Below are 21,878 nucleotides of genomic sequence, written 5' to 3'. Positions count from 1 at the left end.
ACAAGCAGACTGGTATGCTGCCGCCGGGATGGCCCAGACCGCCGCTTCGCCGCACTCGCTCGCCACCGCTTCGGGCCTTCTGCTCGGGACGACGGGCGCCTGCATGGCGCTCGGCACGCTGATCGGCTGGGCGCTGGGAGCCACCGCCCTCGGCCTGCTCGGCGGCGCCGTCGTCGGCATCCCCGCGGCGGTGGCTGTCGTCTACAGGGTCTATACGCGGGCGAAGCCGTGAACGCCCGTGTGTTCTCGACGCCGCGCCCCGTGCCGGGGCGCTTCGCGCCCGCGCTCGCAGGCAGCGGGCTCGTCCTGCTCGCGCTGCCCGTGTTCGCGGTCGCCGGCTGGCCGCTGCGGGGCTGGGCTCTCGCCGCCGTGCTCTGGCTCGGCGCGCAGGGGCTCGCCGTGCTACTGACGCGCCTGCCGCTCGGTGACGGTAACCTCGCCGCGTCAGGCGTGAGGGGAATCGGCATGAGCTTCAGAGCATTCATCGTGGGCATCCCACTGGTGGCGGTCACCGTCGCCGACGCGCGCGTCGGCGTCGCCGCGGCACTGCTGTACGCGCTCGCGTACACGCTGGAGCTCGCGGTCTCGCTGCTCGCCTACTTCGGCTCGGAGAGACGGGCATGAAACGGCTGCTCGGCCTCGCCCTCACGCTCCTGCTCGGGCTGCCGGCGGTCGCGCTCGCGGCCGAGGGGCCGGGCGGCAAGCCCGAGAAGTTCAACCCGGCCTCCGAGTGGACGCTGCACGAGTGGGTGCCGATCCACCTCGGCCCGCTCGACATGTCGATCAACAAGGCCGTCGCGTACCTGCTGCTCGGCGCGCTCGTCTCGTGCCTGCTCGGGATCGTGCTCATGCGCGTCAAGGTCGGCTCGGATCCGACGAAGAAGCAGGCGCTCGGGGAGACGATCTACGAGGTCGCACAGGTGCAGGTGGCCGAGCAGGGGCTGCCGACGAAGGCGATCGGCCGCTGGTTCCCCTACGTCGCCTCGCTGATGATCTTCATCTGGGTCGTCAACATGCTCGGGTTCATCCCGCTGCCTCTGTCCGACGAGAAGGTCGAGATCGGCGGCCTCCGCGTACCAACGCTCGCGATCTTCGCGGCCACGTCGACCCTCTCGGTGACGCTCGCGCTCGCGCTCATGACCTGGGTCTTCACGCACGTCGAGGGGATCCGCGCGAACGGCCCCGTCAAGTACTTCAAGAGCTGGATCCCGGACGTGCCGAAGGCGCTGTACCCGCTCATCATCCCGCTCGAGATCCTCGGGCAGTTCATGCGCCTGATCAGCCTCTCCATCCGTCTCTACGCCAACATGCTCGCGGGCCACATGCTCATCCTCACGTTCATCGGGCTCATCTTCGTGCTCGAGAACGTGGTGCTCGCGGTCGTCGCCGTCCCCGCGGCGGCGGCGTTCTACCTGTTCGAGGTCGTGATCGTCGTCTCGATCCAGGCCTACATCTTCGCTGCACTGTCCGCCATCTACATCGGCTCGGCGATCGAGCCGGAGCACTAAGGAGGAACGACACCACATGTCCGCTCTCTCACTCGTCGCCGCGGTTGACGGCAACGTCGCAGACGCCGGCAAGGCGATCGCGCTCGCGCTCGGCATCGGCCTCGGCTCGCTCGGCGCCGGCATCGGCATCGGCAACATCTTCGGCTCGATGATCCAGGCCGTCGCCCGGCAGCCGGAGCTGCGCGGCGAGCTGCAGGGCATCCAGTGGCTCGGCTTCGCCCTCACCGAGGCGGTCGTGTTCTACGGCCTCATCGGCGGCCTCCTCGCCTACGTCCTGATCTGATCCGATGCTGGACCTCCTCGCAGCCGAGTCGAGCAACGCAGCCGGGTCGAGCAACGATCTCATCAAGGTCGTCCCCGGCCTCATGATCTGGACGCTGATCGCGTTCGCGATCACGTTCTTCGTGCTCAGGAAGTACGCGTTCGGCCCGATCCAGAAGACCATCGAGGCGCGCCGCGACCGGATTCGCGAGGCCGTCGAAGAGGCGGACAACGCCCGCCGCGAGGCGCGCGAGCTGCTCGAGCAGAACCGTGCCATCCTCGCGCAGGCGAAGGCGGAGTCCGCGGGCATCCTCGCGGAGGCGCGCAAGGTCGCCGACGCGCAGATCCAGCGCGCGAAGGTGGAGGCCGAGGCGGAGCGCCAGCGCCGCCTCGAGGACACGCGCAAGCAGATCGACGCCGAGACGGTGCGCGCGATCGACCAGATCCGCCGCGAGGTCGCCGACCTCACGGTCGAGGCGACGCAGCGCGTCGTCGGGAAGGTGCTCGACGACGCCGACCAGCGCCGCCTCATCGACGAGGCGATCGAGGGGCTCGACTTCTCCGTGCTGGAGCGGGGGAGGAGCTAGCGCCCCGTGGCCGTCGCCGAGCGCCTGTACGCCCGCGCCCTCTTCCGGGCCGCGGACGAGAAGCAGCGCGTGGACGCCGTCCTCGCAGACCTCGGCGCGTTCGCCGAGGCCGTCGCGTCGTCGCCCGAGCTGGCGGCATTCCTCGCCAACCCGCAGGTCGACCGGTCGGCGAAGGCGAGCGTGCTGGGCGAGCTGGCCGAAGGCGCCGAAGAGCTCGTGCGCAACTTCCTGCGGCTGATCGCGGAGAAGGGGCGCTCGGGCCAGATCCCGGCGATCCACGCGGAGCTGCAGGCGCTCGTCGACCAGGCGCAGGGGCGCGTCGCGGTCGAGCTCACCACGGCGTTCGAGCTCTCCGACGACGAGGCCGCCGCAATCGTGAAGCAGATCGAGAACGCCTCCGGCCGCACGGTCGAGGCGACCCGGAAGGTCGATCCCGAGCTGGTCGGCGGCCTCATCCTGCAGGCGGGCTCGCTGCGCGTCGACGCGAGCGTGCGCGGCCGCCTGGAGCGCCTCCGCCACGAGCTCGTCACCCGATAGTCGAAGAGGAGCGAAGGAGCAAACGTGAAGCTACGGCCCGAAGAGATCACCTCGATCCTGAAGCAGCGGATCGAGCACTACGACATCGAGACGGATCTGTCCGAGGTCGGCACCGTGCTGCAGGTCGGTGACGGCATCGCGCGCGTGCACGGCCTCGAGAACTGCGTCTCCCTGGAGCGGCTCGAGTTCGAGCACGGCGTCGTCGGCATCGCGTTCAACCTCGAAGAGGACAACGTCGGCGTCGCGCTCTTCGGCCAGTGGCAGCACGTCAAGGAGGGCGAGCCGGTGCGGCGCACCGGGGCGGTGATGAGCGTGCCGGTGGGCGAGGGCCTGCTCGGGCGCGTCGTCGACCCCCTCGGCAACCCGCTCGACGGCCAGGGCCCGGTGCAGGCCGCCGCGGCGCGGCCGCTCGAGTTCAAGGCGCCGGGCGTCGTCCAGCGCCAGCCGGTGAAGGAGCCGCTCGCCACCGGTCTCAAGGCGATCGACTCGATGATCCCCGTCGGGCGTGGCCAGCGCGAGCTGATCATCGGCGACCGCGGCACCGGCAAGACGGCCGTCGCGATCGACACGATCATCAACCAGAAGGGCGGCGACGTCATGTGCATCTACGTCGCGGTCGGCCAGAAGGCCTCGACCGTGGCGCAGGTGGTGGAGAAGCTGCGCGACGCCGGAGCGATGGAGTACACGATCGTCATCTCGGCCCCGGCCCAGGAGGCCGCGCCGATCAAGTGGATGGCGCCGTTCGCGGGCGCCGCGATGGGCGAGTACTTCCTCTACAACGGCAAGCACGCGCTCGTCATCTACGACGACCTCTCCAAGCATGCCGACTCGTACCGCCAGCTGTCGCTCCTGCTGCGGCGCCCGCCGGGCCGCGAGGCGTTCCCCGGCGACGTCTTCTACCTGCACTCTCGCCTGCTCGAGCGCGCCTGCAAGCTCGCCGACGAGCTCGGCGGCGGCTCGCTGACCGCCCTGCCGATCATCGAGACGCAGGCGGGCGACGTGTCGGCGTACATCCCGACGAACGTGATCTCGATCACGGACGGCCAGATCTTCCTCGAGTCCGACCTCTTCTATTCCGGCGTGCGCCCGGCCATCAACGTCGGCATCTCGGTCTCCCGCGTGGGCGGCAACGCACAGACGAAGGCGATGAAGAAGGTCGCCGGCCGCCTGCGCCTCGACCTCGCGCAGTACCGCGAGCTGGAGGCGTTCGCCCAGTTCGGCTCCGAGCTCGATCCGGCCACGCAGCAGGCCCTTTCGCGCGGCGAGCAGATGGTGGCGACCCTCAACCAGCCGCAGTACGAGCCGTGGCCGTTCGAGGAGCAGGTCGTCGCGATCTACGCGGGCATCAACGGCTTCCTCGACGGCGTGCCCGTCTCACAGGTGCCGCGCTTCCAGGCGCAGCTGCGCGAGACGCTGCGCGCCGAGGGGTCGCTGTACCCGGCGATCCGTGACTCGAAGGACCTGAGCGACGAGACGGCGGAGAAGCTGACCGCCGTGCTGAAGAAGTTCCGCGAGGGCTTCGCAGTCGAGGAAGAGAAGGGGCTCGCCGGCTAGCCCGGCTGCGGCGATGGCCTCGACCCAGGACTACAAGCGGCGGATCCGCTCCGTCAAGAACACGCGCAAGATCACGCGTGCGATGGAGCTCGTGGCGGCGGCGAAGCTGCGGCGGGCGCAGACGCGCATCGAGTCGATGCGGCCGTACGCGGACACGATGAGCCAGCTCATCGCGGGCGTCGGCCGTGCGGCCGCGTCGGTGCGGAGCCTGCCGCTGCTGCAGCAGCGCGAGTCGATCGAGCGCGTGCTGCTCGTGCCGCTGACGGGCGACCGCGGCCTCGCCGGGGCGTTCAACGCCCAGGTGCTGCGGCGCGCGTTCGCGCTGGAGCGGCAGCTGCAGGCCGAGGGCAAGACGGTGCGCTGGCTCGCCGTCGGCAAGAAGGGCCGCTCGACGCTCGCCTTCCGCGGCCGCGAGCTTGCGGGCGCCTACGCCGGCTTCACGGACAGCCCCGCCTACGCGGACGCGCAGGCGATCGCCCACCGCGTCGCGGAACTGTACGTCGAGCAGGACGTCGACCGGGTCGTGCTCGTCTACAACACGTTCGTGTCGGCGCTCACCCAGAAGGTGACGGTGCAGGACGTGCTGCCGATCTCTGCCGACGTGCTCGAGACCGACGACGAGGAGCGCCGCGACGACGCGCTCCGCGGCGACTTCATCTTCGAGCCGGAGCCGGAGGAGATCCTCGAGCGGCTCCTGCCCGTCGTCGTCGAGACGCAGGTGTACCGTGCCCTGCTGGAGTCGACCGCGTCCGAGCAGGGCGCCCGCATGACCGCGATGCGCAACGCGTCGAAGAACGCAGGCGAGCTCATCGACCGTCTCACCCTGCAGATGAACCGCGCCCGCCAGGCCGAGATCACGCAGGAGATCCTCGAGGTCGTCGCCGGCGCCGAGGCGCTCAGCTGAGCCCCGACATATCGGCGGCGGCGCCGTCCCGGGTCGAGATGATGCGCGCCGCCGCGTCCGCTATCCTCGTCGCGCCATGAAGACGGACGCGCAGGCGAAACAGCTCGCCGGAGCCGGGGCGGACGGCGGCTCGATCGTCGCGGACGGCCTGCCCGCCGCCGCTGTCGAGATCAGGGCGCGAGGCTACTGGGAGCAGGTCTGGCGCCGCTTCCGTCAGGACCGGGTCGCGATCGCGGGCGGCGTCTTCATCGTCGCGCTCGTCGTCGCCGCCTTCGTCGGGGGGCCGATCGCCGCGCGCGTCCTCGGGCACGGGCCGAACGAGATCTTCGCCAACGGCCTCGACGTGACGACCGAGCAGCCGGTCGGGCCCTTCACCACGATCAGCACGGCGCCGTTCCCGACCGCGCCGGGGACGAAGGGCTTCGCCGACACGTTCCTCGTCCTCGGCGCCGACGGCCAGCTCGGGCGCGACATGTTCCTGCGCATCCTCTACGGCGCGCAGACGTCGCTCGAGGTGGCCGTTCTCGCCACGCTGCTCTCCGTCTCGCTCGGTGTGTTCCTCGGCCTGCTCGCCGGCTACTTCCGGGGAGCGGTCGACACGGTCATCTCCCGGCTCACCGAGATCGCGATGGCCTTCCCGGTGCTGCTCTTCATCATCGCCGTCGCGGCGACGGTGGGCGAGCGGCTGAACAAGATCACGTTCGGGTTCCTCGCGCCCGGGGTGTTCACCCTCACCGTGATCTTCGCGCTCTTCGGGTGGTTCTATCCCGCCCGCATCATCCGCGGGCAGGTGCTGTCGCTGCGCGAGAAGGAGTTCATCGAGGCGGCGCGGATGACCGGCGCGGGAGACTGGCGCATCATGCGGTCGCACCTGCTGCCGCACCTGGTCGCCCCCATCATCGTCTACTCGACCCTCATCGTCGCCAGCAACATCGTCGCCGAGGCGGGGCTGTCGTTCCTCGGCCTCGGCATCCAGGCGCCCACCGCGAGCTGGGGCAACCTGCTCTCGGCGGGGCCGACCTACTACCTCACGCAGCCGTGGCTGATGGTCTGGCCCGGGCTGATGATCCTGCTCACGACGCTCGCGTTCAACTTGCTCGGCGACGGCTTGCGTGACGCCTTCGACCCGCGTCATACCGTGTGAGCGCGAGGCACGGTCGACTAACAAGTCCGGCACACATGCGTCTCAACGCAACGGTGGAATCCAACAGGTGGGCCGGCGTGGTTCGGCATCACAATCCATGGAAGGGAGTCCGATGTACAAACGGCTCTTGCTCGCTCTGAGCCTTGCTGCCGTCGGAGCCAGCCTGATCGTCGCGGCCGCGGTTGCGGGCACGGCGGGCACGGCGGCCCCGGCGAAGGCCCAGTCGTCGCAGGTCACGCGGGGCGGCACGCTGCGCGTCAACGTGTCCGACACCGACTACGAGTACCTCGACCCGGCGCTCGCCTACGACTCGATCGGCTGGGCGACGCTCTACACGGTCAACATGCAGCTGCTGAACTACCCGGACAAGCCGGCCAAGGCGGGCGGCAACCAGCTCGTGCCCGAGGCGGCGACCGGCTTCCCGGTCGTCTCGAAGGACGGCAAGACCTACACGTTCACGGTCAGGCCGGGGCTGAAGTTCAGCGACGGCTCGCCGATCACCGCGGCGGCGTTCGCACGGGCGATCGTCCGCGTCTGCCATCCCGACCAGGGCTCCCCGGCGGTCGCGTTCGCGAGCAACATCGCGGGCTGCACGGCGTTCAACGAGAAGAAGGGCAACCTCACCGGCGTCAGGGCGAACGGCCAGAAGCTGACGGTCAAGCTCATCCAGGCCGACCCGACCTTCGTCGCCCAGGTGTCGATGCCGTTCTTCGCAGCGGTGAAGCCGACCATGCCGATCAACCCGAAGGGCGTCGACGTGTACCCCTCGGGCGGCCCGTACCGCATCGTCAGCCGTGAGCCCGGCCGCTCGGTCGTGCTCGAGCGCAACAAATTCTACAAGGGCAACCGGCCGGCGAACCCCGACCGGATCGTGATCACGACGAACACGGATCAGAACCAGAGCCTGCTGCAGGTGAAGGCGGGTCAGGCCGACTACGACCTCGGCGGCATCCCCGCCGTGCAGAACGGGCCGCTGTCGGAGGAGTTCGGCGTCAACAAGGGCCGCTACTTCGTCAACCCGCTCGTCGGCACCGGGTACCTCGCGCTGAACACGTCGCGTCCGACGCTCTCCAACGCGAAGGCCCGCCAGGCCGTCAACTACGCGATCGACCGTCCGGCCCTGCTGCGCACGCGTGGCAAGTTCGGCGGCCAGCGCACGGATCAGATCCTGCCGCCCTCGCTGCCCGGCTACGTCCCGGCGGACCTGTACCCGATCAAGGGTGCGAACCCGACGAAGGCGAAGCAGATCTGGAGCAAAGGCGGCGAGATCAACTTCCTGCACACGACCAGCGCCGCCTCGGTCAACTACGCCCAGATCGCGAAGTTCAACCTCGAGCAGGCCGGCTTCAAGGTCAACCTGAAGCCGCAGCCGTTCGGTGTCGCCATCAAGACGATGGGCACGAAGGGCAACGACATCGACATCTTCGCCATCGGGTGGATCGCGGACTACTTCGATCCCTTCGACTTCATCAACGTGCTGCTGGACGGCACCAACATCCAGGACACGAACAACAACAACTACGCGTACTTCAACAACCCGAAGTACAACGCCGCGATGAAGGCCGCGGCCAAGCTGACCGGCGAGGCTCGCTACAAGGCCTACGGGAAGCTCGACGTGGACATCATGAAGAACGCCGCCCCGTGGGCTCCGGTCTTCAACTTCACGTCGCGTGACTTCATCGGTCCGCGGGTGGAGAACTTCATCTTCCAGCCCGTGTACGGCCACGCCATCCTCAACGCCCTCGCGATCAAGAAGTAGCGCGAGCGGCACGTACGAACGACGGGAGGGAGTGGGCTGCGGCCCGCTCCCTCCCCTGTCCTTGCCCGTCACCGACTCCGGCTAGACTCCTCGCACTTCATGGCCCGCTACCTCGTCAGACGCCTCCTCTGGGCCGTGTTCCTGTTCATGGCCGTGACGGTGGTGACCTACGTCATCTTCTTCGTCACCCCGTCCGACCCGGCGCGGCTGGCGGCGGGCCAGGGCGCGTCGCCGGCGGAGGTGCAGCGGGTCGCCGAGCGTCTGCACCTCAACGATCCGCTGTGGAAGCAGTACGGGCTGTTCCTCAAGCAGCTCGTGTGGCAGCAGTCGCTCGGCGAGTCGTTCGTCAACCGCCAGGACGTCAACGACATCGTGTTGCGCGCGGCGCCGGTGACCGCGTCGCTCGTGTTCGGCGGCGCCGTCTTCTGGCTGCTGATCTCGCTGCCGATCGGGATCATCTCGGCGGTGCGGCCTCGATCCCTGATCGACCGCGCCGCGATGGTGTTCGTCCTCGTCGGCGTTTCGGCCCACCCCGTCTGGATCGGGCTCATCTTCGCCTACTTCATCGGCTACAAGTGGGGCCTGACGCCGATCACGGGGTACTGCGACTTCATCAACCCTGCCGTCGGCGCCGAGTGCGGCGGGCCGGTGCAGTGGGCCTACCACATGATCCTGCCCTGGCTCACGTTCATGATCCTCTTCGCCGCGCTGTACGTCCGGCTCATCCGCGCCAATGTGATGGAGACGATGAACGAGGACTACGTGCGCACCGCGCGGGCCAAGGGTGCCCCGGAGGGCCGCGTCATGCGCTCGCACATCCTGCGCAACAGCCTGCTGCCGGTGATCACCATCCTCGGCATGGACATCGGACTCGCGCTCGGCGGCGCCATCTTCACCGAGTCGATCTACAGCCTGCCCGGGCTCGGCCGGCAGATCCTCGTCAGCTACGAGAACTTCGACCTGCCGGTGATCCTCGGCATCACCGTGTTCTCCACGATCGCCATCATCATCTTCAACCTCGTCGTCGACGTCGTCTACGCGTGGTTCGACCCCAGGATCCGTCTCACCTGATGGCGCTGCTCGACGTACGCGACCTGCGCACGAGCTTCAAGACCGACGACGGCATCGTCCAGGCGGTCGACGGCGTCTCGTTCTCGGTCGACAGCGGGCAGACGCTCGGGATCGTCGGCGAGTCGGGCTGCGGCAAGAGCGTCACCTCGCTCACGATCATGGGTCTCAACAACCCGCGCAGCGCGACCTCGAGCGGCCAGGCGCTGTTCGCGGGCGAGGATCTTCTGCAGGCGAGCGCCCACCGGCTGCGCGAGCTGCGCGGATCGAAGATCGCGATGATCTTCCAGGATCCGATGACCTCGCTGAACCCGGTCAAGACGATCGGGTGGCAGCTCGTCGAGGCGGTGCTGCTGCACCACGACATCTCCAGGAAGGAGGCGCGTGAGCGCGCGCTGAACGCCCTCGTCGAGGTCGGCATCCCGCGCCCCGAGAAGCGGATCGACGACTACCCGCACCAGTTCTCCGGCGGCATGCGCCAGCGCGTGATGATCGCGATGGCGCTCATCAACGATCCCGCACTTCTCATCGCCGACGAGCCGACGACCGCGCTCGACGTGACGACGCAGGCCCAGATCCTCGAGCTGATGCGCATGCTGCAGGAGGAGCACGGCACGGCGATCATCATGATCACCCACGATCTCGGCGTCATCGCCGAGATCGCCGACGACGTCGCCGTCATGTACGCCGGGCGCATCGTCGAGGAGGCAGCGGTGACGGAGCTCTTCAACACGCCGCGCCATCCGTACACGTGGGGGCTGCTGGGATCGCTGCCGCGCATGGACGTCGAGACCGATCACCTCGTGCAGGTGCCGGGCCAGCCGCCTTCGCTGCTGACACCGCCGCCCGGCTGCCGCTTCCACCCGCGCTGCGCCTTCGCGATGAGCGTGTGCCACTCGAAGGCGCCGACGCTCACGACCGCGCCCGGCTCGCCCACCCATCTGGACGCGTGCTTTCTCGACGAGGGCGCGAAGACCCGTGAGGCGGAGCGCCTGCTGGCAGGTATGGGAGCGAGGGCCTCGTGAGCGACGAGCTGCTCGTCGTCGAGAACCTGCAGAAGCACTTCCCGATCACGCAGGGGATCGTCTTCCAGCGGGAGGTGGCGGCCGTGAAGGCCGTCGACGGCGTCAGCTTCACCGTCAACCGCGGGGAGACGCTCGGCGTGGTGGGGGAGTCCGGCTGCGGCAAGTCGACGATGGCGCGCTGCATCGCGCGCCTGCTCGACCCGACCGGCGGCAAGATCGTCTTCGACGGCGTCGACATCACGCGCCTCTCGCGCGCCGAGATGCGTCCCGTACGCCGCGAGATGATGATGGTGTTCCAGGATCCCTACGCGTCGCTGAACGCGCGCAAGCGCGTCGGCTTCATCGTCGGCGAGCCGCTCGAGGTGCACGGCATCGGGACGGATGCGGAGCGCAAGCGCCGCGTGCAGGAGCTGCTCGAGATCGTGGGCCTCAACCCCGAGCACTACAACCGCTTCCCGCACGAGTTCTCGGGCGGCCAGCGCCAGCGCATCGGCGTCGCCCGCGCGCTCGCGGCCAACCCGAAGCTGATCATCTGCGACGAGCCCGTCTCGGCGCTCGACGTCTCCGTGCAGGCGCAGATCCTCAACCTGCTCAGGGACCTGCAGCGCGAGTTCGGCCTCACCTACCTGTTCATCGCGCACGACCTCAACGTCGTCCGCCACATCTCCGACCGCGTCATGGTGATGTACCTCGGCAAGGTCGCCGAGGTGGGTGACGGTCGCAGCCTCTACGACGATCCCAAGCACCCGTACACCGGCGCGCTGCTCTCCGCCGTGCCGATCCCGAACCCCGAGCTCGGCCGCCGGCGCAGGGCGATCGTGCTGGAAGGGGACGTCCCGAACCCGATCAACCCGCCTTCGGCGTGCCGCTTCCACCCGCGCTGCCCGCGCTTCGTGGCCGGCACGTGCGACGTCGACGAGCCGCAGCTGCGCTCGTTCGGCGGCCGGCACCAGGCTGCGTGCCACTTCCCGCTCGAGCGCTGGCCGATGACGGTCGAGGAGATCCGCCGGCCGGCGGGCTCCGCCGTTGCGCCCTGACGTCCTCTTCGGCGCGGCGCGTCGCTTCGCCGTTCTCCTCGCGTCGATCAGTGCCGCCGTCGTCGTCGTCGCGCTCGGGCTCGGGGCTCTCGTCGGGTCGGCCCCCGACCGCTCCGTCTCGCTCGGCTTCTACGCCGCCGGCGCCTTCCTCGTGCTCGGCGGCTTCGTGTTCGGAAACCGTGGCCCGTACCGGTCCGCAGATGACGGCGTCGCCCTGTGGCGGGGGCGCTCGCTGCGCCGTGCCAGCGCCGACGACGTGCGCACCTCGATCAACATGTCGGTGCTGCTCGTCGTGCTCGGCCTGGTGCTGCTGGCGCTCGGCGTCGCCGTCGACAGCCGCTACCGGCTCGTCTGAGGCGACGACTAACCGGATCGCCGGCCGCGCGTCTCATCGATCGTGACACACGATCAGCTTCCCCACGCCTGCGAACGGGCGCGCCGCTGGGCCGCGCTCGCCCCCGACGCCGAGTTGTCGACGCTCGAGACGCGGCTGCTGCACGCGCACACGGCGCGCTGCCCCCGCTGTGCGCGCGTCGCCGCCGACATCCAGGCGTTCACGAACGCGGTGCGGACGGCGCCGCAGGAGCCGCCGCCGGCCGCGATCGGCCTGTACGCGGCAGCGCGCCGCCGCCCTCTGTGTCGTCGCGTACCCGGTCTCGGCCTCGCAGGACGCGTCGCTGCCGTCGCGGCGGTGGGCGTGGTCGGCTTCACGCTCGGGACGCGCTCGCCCGGTGAGGTGCCGAGCGTCGCCGCGCCGCGCCCGATCTTCATCACTCCCTCCGAGCTCGCGTCGGCGGACGCCGAGGTGCGCGAGCTGCGCGCCTTCCGCCGCTCCGCGCTGCTCAGCGAGACCCCGGCAGCCCCCAGGCTCGGCAAGCGCCCCGGCTCGCAGCCGCTGTAGTGCCGGCGGGCCGCGGGCGCGCTACGGTGCGGACATGCTGGCGGGACCGCTCACCTTGCATTGCTGACGCCTCGACCACGACGCCCGTGTGGCGTCGGCGCTGCGGCGCCACCGCATGGCGGTTGGTGCGGGTCGGCGCCTGGAGCGCTCCGGTAGGATGGCAGCGCTCGCGCGGCGTCTTCGCGCCGTGCTCACGCCACGCAATCACGCCCGATCAGGAGCCTCATGTCCACCGAGAACGGTGCCAACACCGGCAAAATCATCGAGATCAAGGGCGTCGTGATCGACGCGGTGTTCCCGGACACCCTGCCCGAGATCCTCAACGCCCTCGAGATCCAGGTTTCGCGGCCCGACGGGTCGAGCACGACGCTCGTCGCGGAGGTGCAGCAGCACCTCGGTGACGACCGCGTGCGGGCCGTCGCGATGGACTCCACCGACGGCCTCGCGCGCGGGGTCGACGTCGTCGACAGCGGGCGCGCGATCTCCGTTCCCGTGGGCGCGCCCACGCTCGGGCGCATCTGGAACGTGATCGGGCAGGCGGTGGACGAGAAGCCGGAGCCGGAGAACATGGAGCGCTGGCCGATCCACCGCGATCCGCCGGCGTTCCGCGACCTCTCGCCGAAGATCGAGATCTTCGAGACCGGCATCAAGGTGATCGACCTCATCGCCCCGTACATCAAGGGCGGGAAGGTCGGCCTGTTCGGCGGCGCCGGCGTGGGCAAGACGGTGACGATCATGGAGCTGATCCACAACCTCGCCAAGGAGCACGGCGGCCTGTCGGTGTTCGCCGGCGTGGGCGAGCGCACGCGCGAGGGCAACGACCTCTACCTCGAGATGAGCGAGTCGGGCGTGATCGACAAGACCGCGCTCGTCTACGGCCAGATGAACGAGCCGCCCGGCGCGCGCCTCCGCGTCGCGCTCTCGGGACTCACGATGGCGGAGTACTTCCGCGACCAGGGCCAGGACGTGCTCCTGTTCATCGACAACATCTTCCGCTTCGTGCAGGCGGGCTCCGAGGTGTCGGCGCTTCTCGGCCGCATGCCGAGCGCCGTCGGCTACCAGCCGACGCTCGCCACCGAGATGGGCCAGCTGCAGGAGCGCATCACCTCCACGTTGACGGGATCCGTGACGTCGGTGCAGGCCGTCTACGTGCCTGCCGACGACCTCACCGACCCGGCCCCGGCGGCCACGTTCGCCCACCTCGACGCGACGACGGTGCTGTCGCGCGCGATCGTGGAGAAGGGCATCTACCCGGCCGTCGACCCGCTCGACTCGACCTCGCGCGCGCTGCAGCCGGGCATCGTCTCGGACGAGCACTACGCGACGGCGACCGGCGTGCAGCAGATCCTGCAGCGCTACAAGGACCTGCAGGACATCATCGCGATCCTCGGCATGGACGAGCTCACCGACGAGGACAAGCTCGTCGTCTCGCGCGCCCGCAAGGTCGAGCGCTTCCTCTCGCAGCCGAACTTCGTCGCCGAGCAGTTCACGGGCACCCCGGGCGAGTACGTCAAGCTCGAGGACACGATCAAGGGCTTCGCCGAGATCATCGACGGCAAGCACGACGAGCTGCCCGAGGCGGCGTTCTACATGGTCGGCACGATCGAGCAGGCCGTGGAGAAGGCGCGCAAGCTCGAGCAGGTGGCGGCGTAGGGCCGGTTCCATGGCAGACGTCCATCCCAAGTTCGACGTCTCCGTCGTCACCCCCGACGGGCCCGCGTTCGAGGGCGAGGCGGAGATGCTGATCGTCCCCGGCGCCGCCGGGGAGATCGGTGTGCTCGCCCGCCATGCGCCGCTCGTGGCGACGTTGAAGGCGGGGTCGACGCGCGTGCATCTCGGCAACAACGAGGTGCTCGAGTTCGCGACCGGCCCCGGCTTCTTCAAGGTCGAGACCGACAGGGCACTCGCCCTCGTCGACGACGCCGTCAACGTCAAGGAGATCGACGACGCCCGCGCCCAGGCGCAGCTCGCCGCCGCGAAGGCCGAGCTCGAGAAGATCGAGGCCGGCGAGTCGACGGTCGACCGCTGGCAGCTCGAGCAGCGCGTCCGCCACGCCGAGAACCAGCTCGCGGTCTCCGGGCGCACGATCGGCTAGCGGCTCGACCTGCACGCGACGCTCATATCGAGCCTCTCGGGGCGTAGCTCCCGCGCGCCGTCGCTGCCTGGCATGCCGTCGAGATCCTCTCGCTAGAGATGGAGAGGGCGACGGCGCGATCGATCGCCGCACCTCGAGACGATCCGGATCGTTCCCGGAACCGGGTAGTTCAAACGCATCATCAAGGCAGCCCGAGGGCCGACCGTAGTACCTCGCATGCAACCGTCCGTTTCTTCCACCGTCCTGCCCGCGCGAGCCGGAGGGGTCGTCGCCGAGAGGCCCGGCGATACGCGCGAACCCGGCGAGCGCCACGGCCGCGACCGCGCCGGGCCGTGTGCAGCCGCTCGTCATGCGCGCGCTCCCGTAGTCCGATTGCGTCATTGCCCGGAGATGGAATCGTCGTTCACGCTGGGCGTGTCGGCTTGAGGGGGGTGCATGGGGATATCGACAGGTTGGTTCCGGTCATCGTCGTCAGCGGAGAGCTGACGATCGCCGGGTGGTCGGTTGGCGCCGAGGAGCTCACCGGGCTTCCCCGCCGCGAGGTCGAGGGGAAGGCGTGCTGGGACGTCCTGCGACTGCGCCGCGCCGACGGGAAGGCGATCTGCGCGGCCGAGTGCGCCGTCCACCAGCGTGCGCTCGCGGGCACGTGCGCGATCGAGTCGCGCGCGCTGCTCCGGCCGGATGTCGCCGGCGGGCGCGAGGTGAGTGTCGTCACGATGCCACTCGACGCCGGCTCCTCGCGGATGGTCGCTCATGTCCTCATTCCCGCCCCTGCGCCGGGCATGGACGGCGAGCAGGCGGTCGCATTGAGCCCGCGGCAGCTGGAGGTCCTGCGCCACCTCGAGGCCGGGCTGGCGACGAAGGAGATCGCCGGGGAGCTCGGGCTCTCGCCGCACACGGTGCGCAACCACGTGCAGTCGATCCTGCGGGCGCTCGGGGTGCCGACACGGGCTCGCGCGATCAACCGCGCCCGCAGCCTCGGGCTCCTGTAGCGGGATGGACCGTCGTTCGGCGAGGTCGGGGCATGCGTCGATCGATCTCGGTCGGGTCGTCGACACCATGGCCGACGGTGTCGTGGTCTGCGACCGCCACGGGACGATCGTCTACGCCAGCGAGGGGCTCGCCGTGCTCCTCGGCTACCGACCGGACGAGCTCGTCTCCCAGCCGCTGGAGACGATCGTCCCCGATCGTCTGGCGGCGCGCCACGAGGGGCTGCGGCGCGAGTACGTCGAGTCGCCGGCGACCCGAAGCATGGGAGTCGGACTGGAGCTTGCCGCGCGCCATCGCTGCGGGCGCGTCGTTCCCGTCGAGGTCGGGCTCTCCTCGTTCGGCGCCGGGAGCGAGATGCGCGTCGTGGCGGTCGTCCGCGATGTCTCGGAGCGGCGCAGATCGGAGGCCGCGAGACGCAGGCTCGAACGAGATCTGTTGCAGGCGAGGAAGATGGAGGCGCTCGGGCGCCTCGCCCGTGGCGTCGCCCACGATTTCAACAACATCCTGCAGGCGGTCGGCGGGACCGCGGCGCTCGCGCTGGAGCACGCCGACGGCCGGCTCCGCGAGGACCTCGAGACGATCGTCGCCTCGGCCGCGCAGGGCCGCGAGCTCACCTCGCAGTTGCTCATGTTCGGCCGGCCCGACGCGGGAGCACCCGAGCTTCTCGACCTGCAGCGGGAGCTGGCGGAGCTCCTCCCCGTGCTCAGGCGATTCGTGCCGAAGCGCGTCGAAGTGCGCATCGAGTGTCCGCCCGACGTCGCCGGCGTCTGCGTCTCCCGCGTGCACCTCGAGCAGATCCTCATGAACCTCGTCGTCAACGCCGGTGAGGCGATCGAGGGCGACGGCGAGGTGACCGTCCGGGTCGCGGACACGCGTGCCAGGCTGCGGCCCGACTCCTTGCCCTCCGTCGAGGAGGAGGCTGTCGAGATCGCCGTCGTCGACACCGGCCCCGGCATGTCCGAGGACACGCTGGCGTGTCTCTTCGATCCGTTCTACACGACGAAGCCGGGCGGCACAGGCATCGGCCTGTCGATCGTCTACGAGCTCGTGAGCCAGGCCGGCGGCCGGATCTCGGCACGATCCCTCGCTCCCGCGGGCGCGGAGCTCCTCGTCCTGCTCCCGGCCTTCCGGCCCCCGCACCCGTCCGCGCCGTGCCCGGGCGTCTAGGCATCTCCGCGCGGTTCACGCCGAGCCATGGTCGCGCTCCCGTCGCAGTCGTCCGCGGCCGCGCACACGATCCGGTCGAGATCGGCGTCGCCGCGCCCGTGTTGCGATGCGGAGGCTCGTCGCCGAGATCGCGGACGATGCACCCTGTCCCGGCCCGCGGGCACGGGCGGCGCGGCTCGCCACGGGCGTCTATCAGCTAATCTGGCGCCGCCTGGACAGCTTTGAGGCGGCTTGGCGACCAGGAGAAAAAACGCCTAAAGAGCCCGCGGTCGATACGGTCTCGCTCTCCGTATGCGCAGGGTCGCAGCCGTCAGAGGAGGCGAAGTGCGTACGACGGAACGACTGAGGCAGCTGATGGGGGAGCGAATCGTCGTGCTCGACGGGGCCTGGGGCACGATGATCCAGGAGGCCGGGCTCGCGCCCGAGGAGTACCGCGGCACCCGCTTCGCCGGGCACCACCGGGACGTGGCCGGCGACCCCGACGTGCTGGCCCTGACGCGCCCCGACCTGCTGCGGGAGATCCACGACGCGTATCTCGCCGCCGGCGCGGACATCACCACCACGAACACGTTCACGGCGACCTCGATCGGTCAGGCCGACTACGGTCTCGACGGCTTCGTCGGCGAGATCAACCGGGAGGCGGCGCGCATCGCGCGCGCGGCCTGCGACGCGGTCGCGACCGCCGAGCGGCCGCGCTTCGTCGCCGGCTCGCTCGGACCGCTCAACGTCACGCTCTCGCTGTCGCCGCGGGTCGACGATCCGGCCTACCGCGCGCGCACCTTCGACGAGGTGCGCGACGCCTACGCGGAGCAGATCGCCGGCCTCGCGGAGGGCGGCGTCGACCTGCTGCTCGTCGAGACCGTGTTCGACACGCTCAACGCCAAGGCGGCGATCGTGGCCGCCAAGGACGTCGCCCCGGAGCTGCCGCTCGTGATCTCGCTCACCATCGTCGACCGCAGCGGGCGCACGCTCTCGGGGCAGACGGTCGACGCCTTCTGGATCGCGATCGAGCACGCGGACCCGCTCGCCGTCGGGATCAACTGCTCGCTCGGCGCGACCGAGATGCGTCCGCATCTCGCCGCGCTGGCGCGGATCGCGCCCGTTCCGGTGATCTGCTATCCGAACGCCGGGCTGCCGAACGCCTTCGGCGGCTACGACGAGACGGCGGAGGAGACATCCGACCTCCTGCGCGGATTCGCCGTGGACGGCCTCGTCAACGGCGTCGGCGGCTGCTGCGGCACCACACCAGAGCATATTCGACAAATTGCAAGCAAGCTGGCGGGACTCGCGCCGCGCGCGATCCCGCCGCGTGACGCGCGGCCCCGCTTCAGCGGGCTCGAGCCCTTCGTCGTCGACGAGGACACATCGTTCGTGATCGTGGGCGAGCGCACGAACGTGACCGGCTCGGCACGGTTCCGCGGGCTCGTGGAGAGCGGCGACTGGCAGCAGGCCGTCGACGTCGCGCTCGAGCAGGTGCGCGGCGGCGCGAACCTGCTCGACGTCAACATGGACGCCGACCTGCTCGACGGCGAGCGCGCGATGACGACGTTCCTCAACCTCGTCGCCACCGAGCCGGAAGTTGCGCGGCTTCCGATCATGATCGACTCGTCGCGCTGGTCGGTGATCCAGGCGGGCCTGCGCTGCATCCAGGGCAAGGGGGTCGTCAACTCCATCTCGCTCAAGGAGGGCGAGGACGAGTTCCTCGCGCGAGCTCGAGAGGTGCGGCGCTTCGGCGCCGCGGCGGTCGTGATGGCCTTCGACGAGCGCGGGCAGGCCGAGACGCCGGAGCGGAAGGTCGAGATCCTCGGACGCGCCTACGACCTGCTCGTCGGGGAGTGCGGCTTTGCGCCGTCCGACGTCATCCTCGACCCGAACATCCTCGCCGTCGCCACGGGGATCGAGGAGCACGACCTGTTCGCCCGCCACTTCATCGAGGCGATCCCGGCGCTGAAGGAGCGCTGTCCCGGCGCGCTCGTCTCCGGCGGCATCTCGAACCTCTCGTTCTCGTTCCGCGGCAACCCGCGCGTGCGCGAGGCGATGCACTCGGCCTTCCTCTACCACGCCATCCACGCGGGGCTCGACATGGGCATCGTCAACGCCGGCCAGCTCGCGGTGTACGAGGACATCCCGCCCGAGCTGCTCGAGGCGGTGGAGGACGTGCTGCTCGTGCGTCGTGCCGACGCGACCGAGCGGCTCGTCTCGCTCGCCGAGACGGTCAGGGGCGAGGGCACGCGCAGGGAGCTCGACCTCTCCTGGCGCGAGGCGCCCGTGGCAGAGCGGCTCGCGCACGCGCTCGTGCACGGGATCGTGGACTTCATCGAGGAGGACGTCGAGGAGGCGCGGCGTGCCGCCGAGCGCCCGCTCGACGTGATCGAGGGCCCGTTGATGGACGGGATGAAGATCGTGGGTGACCGCTTCGGCGACGGCCGCATGTTCCTGCCGCAGGTCGTCAAGAGCGCCCGCGCGATGAAGCGCGCCGTCGCCTACCTCGAGCCGTTCATGGAGGCGGAGCAGGAGGGGGGCAGCGCGGCCGGCAAGGTCGTGCTCGCGACGGTGCGGGGCGACGTGCACGACATCGGCAAGAACATCGTCGGCGTCGTGCTCGGCTGCAACGGCTACGAGGTGATCGATCTCGGCGTGATGGTGCCGGCCGACAGGATCCTCGACACGGCGGTGGAGGAGGGCTGCGACATCGTCGGCCTCTCCGGCCTGATCACGCCGTCTCTCGACGAGATGGTCTCGGTGGCGAAGGAGATGGAGCGGCGCGGCCTCGAGCTGCCGCTGCTGATCGGCGGTGCGACGACGTCGCGTCAGCACACCGCCGTGCGCATCGCGCCCGCCTACCGCCGGCCGACCGTGCACGTCCTCGACGCCTCGCGGGTGGTCGGCGTCGTCGGCAGCCTGCTCGACCCCGGGCGCCGCGCGTCGCTCGACGAGGCGAACCGCGCCGAGCAGGAGCGGCTGCGGGCCCTGTACGCCGAGAAGGAGAGCAAGCCGCTGCTGCCGCTGCGGGCGGCGCGCGAGCGGCGCTCGCCGATCGAGTGGCGCGCCGAGGACGTCGCGACGCCGGCGTTCACCGGCGTGCGCACGGTCTCACCCGCCGTCTGGGAGCTGCGGCCGTACATCGACTGGCAGTTCTTCTTCCACGCCTGGGAGCTGAAGGGACGCTTCCCGGCGATCCTCGACGATCCCGTGCAGGGCGCCGCCGCGCGCGACCTGTTGCAGGCGGCGAACGCGCTGCTCGACGCGCACGGCACGCAGCTGCGCGCGGAGGGGGCATACGGGTTCTGGCCGGCCGTGGCGGAAGGGGACGACATCGTGCTTGCCGACGGCGCTCGCTTCCCCATGCTGCGGCGCCAGGCCGACCCTGCCGACAGCCGCCCCTGCCCGTCGCTCGCGGACTTCGTGGCGCCATCCGAGGCGGGCCTCGCCGACTACGTCGGCGCCTTCGCGGTCGCTATCCACGGTGCGGAGGAGCTTGCGACGCAGTTCGAGAGCGAGCACGACGTCTACCAGGCGATCCTCGTCAAGGCGGTCGCCGACCGCCTCGCAGAGGCGTTCGCGGAATGGCTGCACGAGCGCGCCCGGCGCGAGTGGTACGCCGCCGACGAGCGTCTCGCCGGCGACGATCTCGCCGCCGAGCGCTATCGCGGCATCCGGCCGGCGTTCGGCTACCCGGCCTGTCCCGACCATTCGGAGAAGGCGCGCCTGTTCGCGCTGCTCGGCGCCGGCGCGGCGGGGATCGAGCTCACGGAGAGCTATGCGATGATGCCCGCGGCCGCCGTCAGCGGCATCTACCTCGGCCACCCGCAGGCACGGTACTTCGCGGTCGGCCGCATCGGGCGCGATCAGGTGGAGGACTACGCCGCCCGCAAGGGCGTGCCGGTCGCCGAGGCGGAGCGGTGGCTGCGCCCTATCCTCGGCTACGACGCCGGCTGATCCTGCGCCTCTTCTCGTCCTCGCGCGTGCTCTCGATCTCGTCCATCAGCGTGGCGATGCGCTCGAACGCGCTCGCAGGGCTGCCGGGGCCCCCGCCGTCCGCGGCGGCCTGAGCCGCGGCGGGCTGCGCGGCGGATGCGGCCCGGCCGCGCCGGGTGCGCACCGCGGTCAGCACGACGGCGTTGACGTAGCCGAGCACGAGCAGCGCCGCGCTCAGACCCCACGTGAGCCGCGGCCCGATCGCCTCCGTGACGGGGCCGGCCGCCAGCGTGCCGACGAGCGTGAACATCTGCACCAGGCTGCCGAGCACGGCGAAGATCTGGCCGCGCCGGTCGTCGGTCACGGTCTGCTGGATCAGCGTCACGTTGCACACGAGGCCGATCCCGTTGCCGGCCCCGAAGATCACCGCGCCGACGGAGCCGAGGGCGAGGCCGGGGCTCACCGCGGAGAGGGCGACGCCCGCGGCGGTGATCAGGAAGGAGGCGCGGTAGGCGCCGAACACCCCCAGGCGCTCGATGAACCACATCGAGCCGATGTTGCCGAGCAGGATGCCGAGCGCCGAGAACGCCACGAAGATGCCGAAGCCGACGTTCCCCGTGCCGTAGGCGTCGCGTGCCAGCACGATCTCGGCGACGTTGACGCCGGTGTAGGCGAGCGTCGCCCAGCTCCAGATGAGGAAGATCGATGACAGGTGGAGGTCGTGGCGGACGAGCGAGAGCCCTGCGCGAACCTCCTTCCAGTGCGTCTGTCCGATCCGTGCCGGCACGCTCGCCTGCAGCCGCGAGCCGATGCGCACGATGAGGAGAGCCGAGACGACGAAGCTGACGGCGTTGACGCCGTACACGGTGCCGGCGCCGAGCAGGAGGACGCCGACGCCCGCGAGCACGGGCCCCATCAGCGTCGCGAGGTTCTCGACGCCCTGCATGAGCGCGTTCGCCGCGACCAGCGAGTCCTCCGCGACGAGGTTCGGGATCGACGCATAGCAGCCCGGCCGGAAGAAGGCGGCGGCGAAGCCGGCCGCGGCGGAGAGGGCGCAGATGCCGGCGGGCGAGTGCACGAACGGCAGGGCGCCGAAGGTCACGGCGCCGCCGAGGTCGGAGAGCACCATCATCCGCTGGCGCGGCCAGCGGTCGATCAGCGGTCCCACCGCGATGCCGAGGATGACGCCCGGCACGAGCTCGGAGAAGAGGAGGATGGACACCCACAGTGCCGACTGCGTCTGCTCGTAGAGCGCGATGCGGACCGCGAAGAACGCGGTCCAGGTGCCGAGCGCGGAGATCAGCCGCGCGACGAGCAGGTCGCGGTAGGCGCGGTGCTCGGGGACGCGGACGATCGCGAATTGCGCGAAGAGCTTTCCGACCATCGCGGCGGCAGCCTACAGCCCCGGCCGACCCGCGTCTGC

At 70.2% G+C, this 21,878-nt stretch carries 21 protein-coding genes; 20 read left to right on the top strand and 1 reads right to left on the bottom strand.

What is annotated here, in order from left to right; all coding sequences use genetic code 11:
• Positions 1-28 precede the first annotated feature (28 nt).
• From Gocc_RS05960 to metH, 20 genes are all read left to right on the top strand, one after another.
• Positions 29-232, top strand: coding sequence for a hypothetical protein (locus Gocc_RS05960; RefSeq protein ID WP_114795599.1), 204 nt, complete (start codon positions 29-31; stop codon positions 230-232).
• Complete coding sequence (locus tag Gocc_RS05955; RefSeq protein ID WP_114795598.1) at positions 229-624, top strand: hypothetical protein; 396 nt, start codon at positions 229-231, stop codon at positions 622-624. The genes Gocc_RS05960 and Gocc_RS05955 overlap by 4 nt, the downstream gene beginning before the upstream one ends.
• Entirely contained in the window at positions 621-1,508 is an 888-nt protein-coding gene (gene atpB / locus Gocc_RS05950) for a F0F1 ATP synthase subunit A (RefSeq protein WP_114795597.1), read from the top strand. Before Gocc_RS05955 ends, atpB begins: the two co-directional genes overlap by 4 nt.
• 16 nt (positions 1,509-1,524) lie before the next feature.
• Positions 1,525-1,791 carry an ATP synthase F0 subunit C gene (locus Gocc_RS05945; RefSeq protein ID WP_114795596.1) on the top strand — a complete coding sequence of 89 codons (267 nt, stop codon included), beginning with the start codon at positions 1,525-1,527 and terminating at the stop codon, positions 1,789-1,791.
• 4 nt (positions 1,792-1,795) lie between these two features.
• Complete coding sequence (gene atpF / locus Gocc_RS05940) at positions 1,796-2,356, top strand: F0F1 ATP synthase subunit B (RefSeq protein ID WP_114795595.1); 561 nt, start codon at positions 1,796-1,798, stop codon at positions 2,354-2,356.
• Between the two features lie 6 nt (positions 2,357-2,362).
• The gene (atpH, locus tag Gocc_RS05935; RefSeq protein WP_114795594.1) at positions 2,363-2,893 is read left to right on the top strand and encodes an ATP synthase F1 subunit delta; all 531 of its coding nucleotides are present in this window, start codon (positions 2,363-2,365) and stop codon (positions 2,891-2,893) included.
• Between the two features lie 24 nt (positions 2,894-2,917).
• Positions 2,918-4,447 (top strand): F0F1 ATP synthase subunit alpha, encoded by a 1,530-nt coding sequence (gene atpA / locus Gocc_RS05930; protein ID WP_114795593.1) that lies wholly within the window; start codon positions 2,918-2,920, stop codon positions 4,445-4,447.
• A 13-nt stretch (positions 4,448-4,460) separates the two neighbouring features.
• Positions 4,461-5,351, top strand: coding sequence for an ATP synthase F1 subunit gamma (gene atpG, locus Gocc_RS05925; RefSeq protein ID WP_114795592.1), 891 nt, complete (start codon positions 4,461-4,463; stop codon positions 5,349-5,351).
• Positions 5,352-5,427: 76 nt separating this feature from the next.
• A complete protein-coding gene (locus Gocc_RS05920) occupies positions 5,428-6,495 on the top strand; it encodes an ABC transporter permease (RefSeq protein WP_114795591.1) in 1,068 nt (355 codons plus the stop codon).
• A gap of 127 nt (positions 6,496-6,622) precedes the next feature.
• On the top strand, positions 6,623-8,254 hold the full coding sequence (locus Gocc_RS05915) for an ABC transporter substrate-binding protein (RefSeq protein WP_181813416.1): 1,632 nt from the start codon (positions 6,623-6,625) through the stop codon (positions 8,252-8,254).
• Positions 8,255-8,353: 99 nt separating this feature from the next.
• Positions 8,354-9,325, top strand: coding sequence for an ABC transporter permease (locus tag Gocc_RS05910; protein WP_114795589.1), 972 nt, complete (start codon positions 8,354-8,356; stop codon positions 9,323-9,325).
• A complete protein-coding gene (locus Gocc_RS05905) occupies positions 9,325-10,347 on the top strand; it encodes an ABC transporter ATP-binding protein (protein WP_114795588.1) in 1,023 nt (340 codons plus the stop codon). The genes Gocc_RS05910 and Gocc_RS05905 overlap by 1 nt, the downstream gene beginning before the upstream one ends.
• Positions 10,344-11,384, top strand: a complete 1,041-nt coding sequence (locus Gocc_RS05900) for an ABC transporter ATP-binding protein (protein WP_114795587.1) — start codon at positions 10,344-10,346, stop codon at positions 11,382-11,384. The genes Gocc_RS05905 and Gocc_RS05900 overlap by 4 nt, the downstream gene beginning before the upstream one ends.
• A complete protein-coding gene (locus tag Gocc_RS05895) occupies positions 11,374-11,739 on the top strand; it encodes a hypothetical protein (protein WP_114795586.1) in 366 nt (121 codons plus the stop codon). Before Gocc_RS05900 ends, Gocc_RS05895 begins: the two co-directional genes overlap by 11 nt.
• 42 nt (positions 11,740-11,781) lie before the next feature.
• Entirely contained in the window at positions 11,782-12,285 is a 504-nt protein-coding gene (locus Gocc_RS05890; RefSeq protein WP_114795585.1) for an anti-sigma factor, read from the top strand.
• Positions 12,286-12,510: 225 nt separating this feature from the next.
• Positions 12,511-13,938 carry a F0F1 ATP synthase subunit beta gene (gene atpD, locus Gocc_RS05885; protein WP_114795584.1) on the top strand — a complete coding sequence of 476 codons (1,428 nt, stop codon included), beginning with the start codon at positions 12,511-12,513 and terminating at the stop codon, positions 13,936-13,938.
• Between the two features lie 10 nt (positions 13,939-13,948).
• The gene (gene atpC, locus Gocc_RS05880) at positions 13,949-14,380 is read left to right on the top strand and encodes an ATP synthase F1 subunit epsilon (protein WP_114795583.1); all 432 of its coding nucleotides are present in this window, start codon (positions 13,949-13,951) and stop codon (positions 14,378-14,380) included.
• Between the two features lie 452 nt (positions 14,381-14,832).
• Entirely contained in the window at positions 14,833-15,372 is a 540-nt protein-coding gene (locus Gocc_RS16540; RefSeq protein ID WP_220150470.1) for a LuxR C-terminal-related transcriptional regulator, read from the top strand.
• Between the two features lie 4 nt (positions 15,373-15,376).
• Complete coding sequence (locus Gocc_RS05870; protein WP_114795582.1) at positions 15,377-16,537, top strand: two-component system sensor histidine kinase NtrB; 1,161 nt, start codon at positions 15,377-15,379, stop codon at positions 16,535-16,537.
• A 291-nt stretch (positions 16,538-16,828) separates the two neighbouring features.
• Positions 16,829-20,476: a methionine synthase gene (metH, locus tag Gocc_RS05865; RefSeq protein ID WP_114795581.1), complete on the top strand. Its 3,648-nt coding sequence runs from the start codon at positions 16,829-16,831 to the stop codon at positions 20,474-20,476.
• Here metH and Gocc_RS05860 read toward each other — a convergent pair.
• Positions 20,451-21,839, bottom strand: a complete 1,389-nt coding sequence (locus Gocc_RS05860) for an MFS transporter (RefSeq protein ID WP_114795580.1) — start codon at positions 21,837-21,839, stop codon at positions 20,451-20,453. The genes metH and Gocc_RS05860 overlap by 26 nt on opposite strands.
• Positions 21,840-21,878: the final 39 nt, after the last annotated feature.

The sequence above is a fragment of the Gaiella occulta genome (assembly GCF_003351045.1).
Taxonomy (GTDB): Bacteria; Actinomycetota; Thermoleophilia; order Gaiellales; family Gaiellaceae; genus Gaiella; species Gaiella occulta.
Note: the sequence above shows the minus strand (reverse complement) of the source record. Positions and strands in the feature narration are given on the sequence as shown.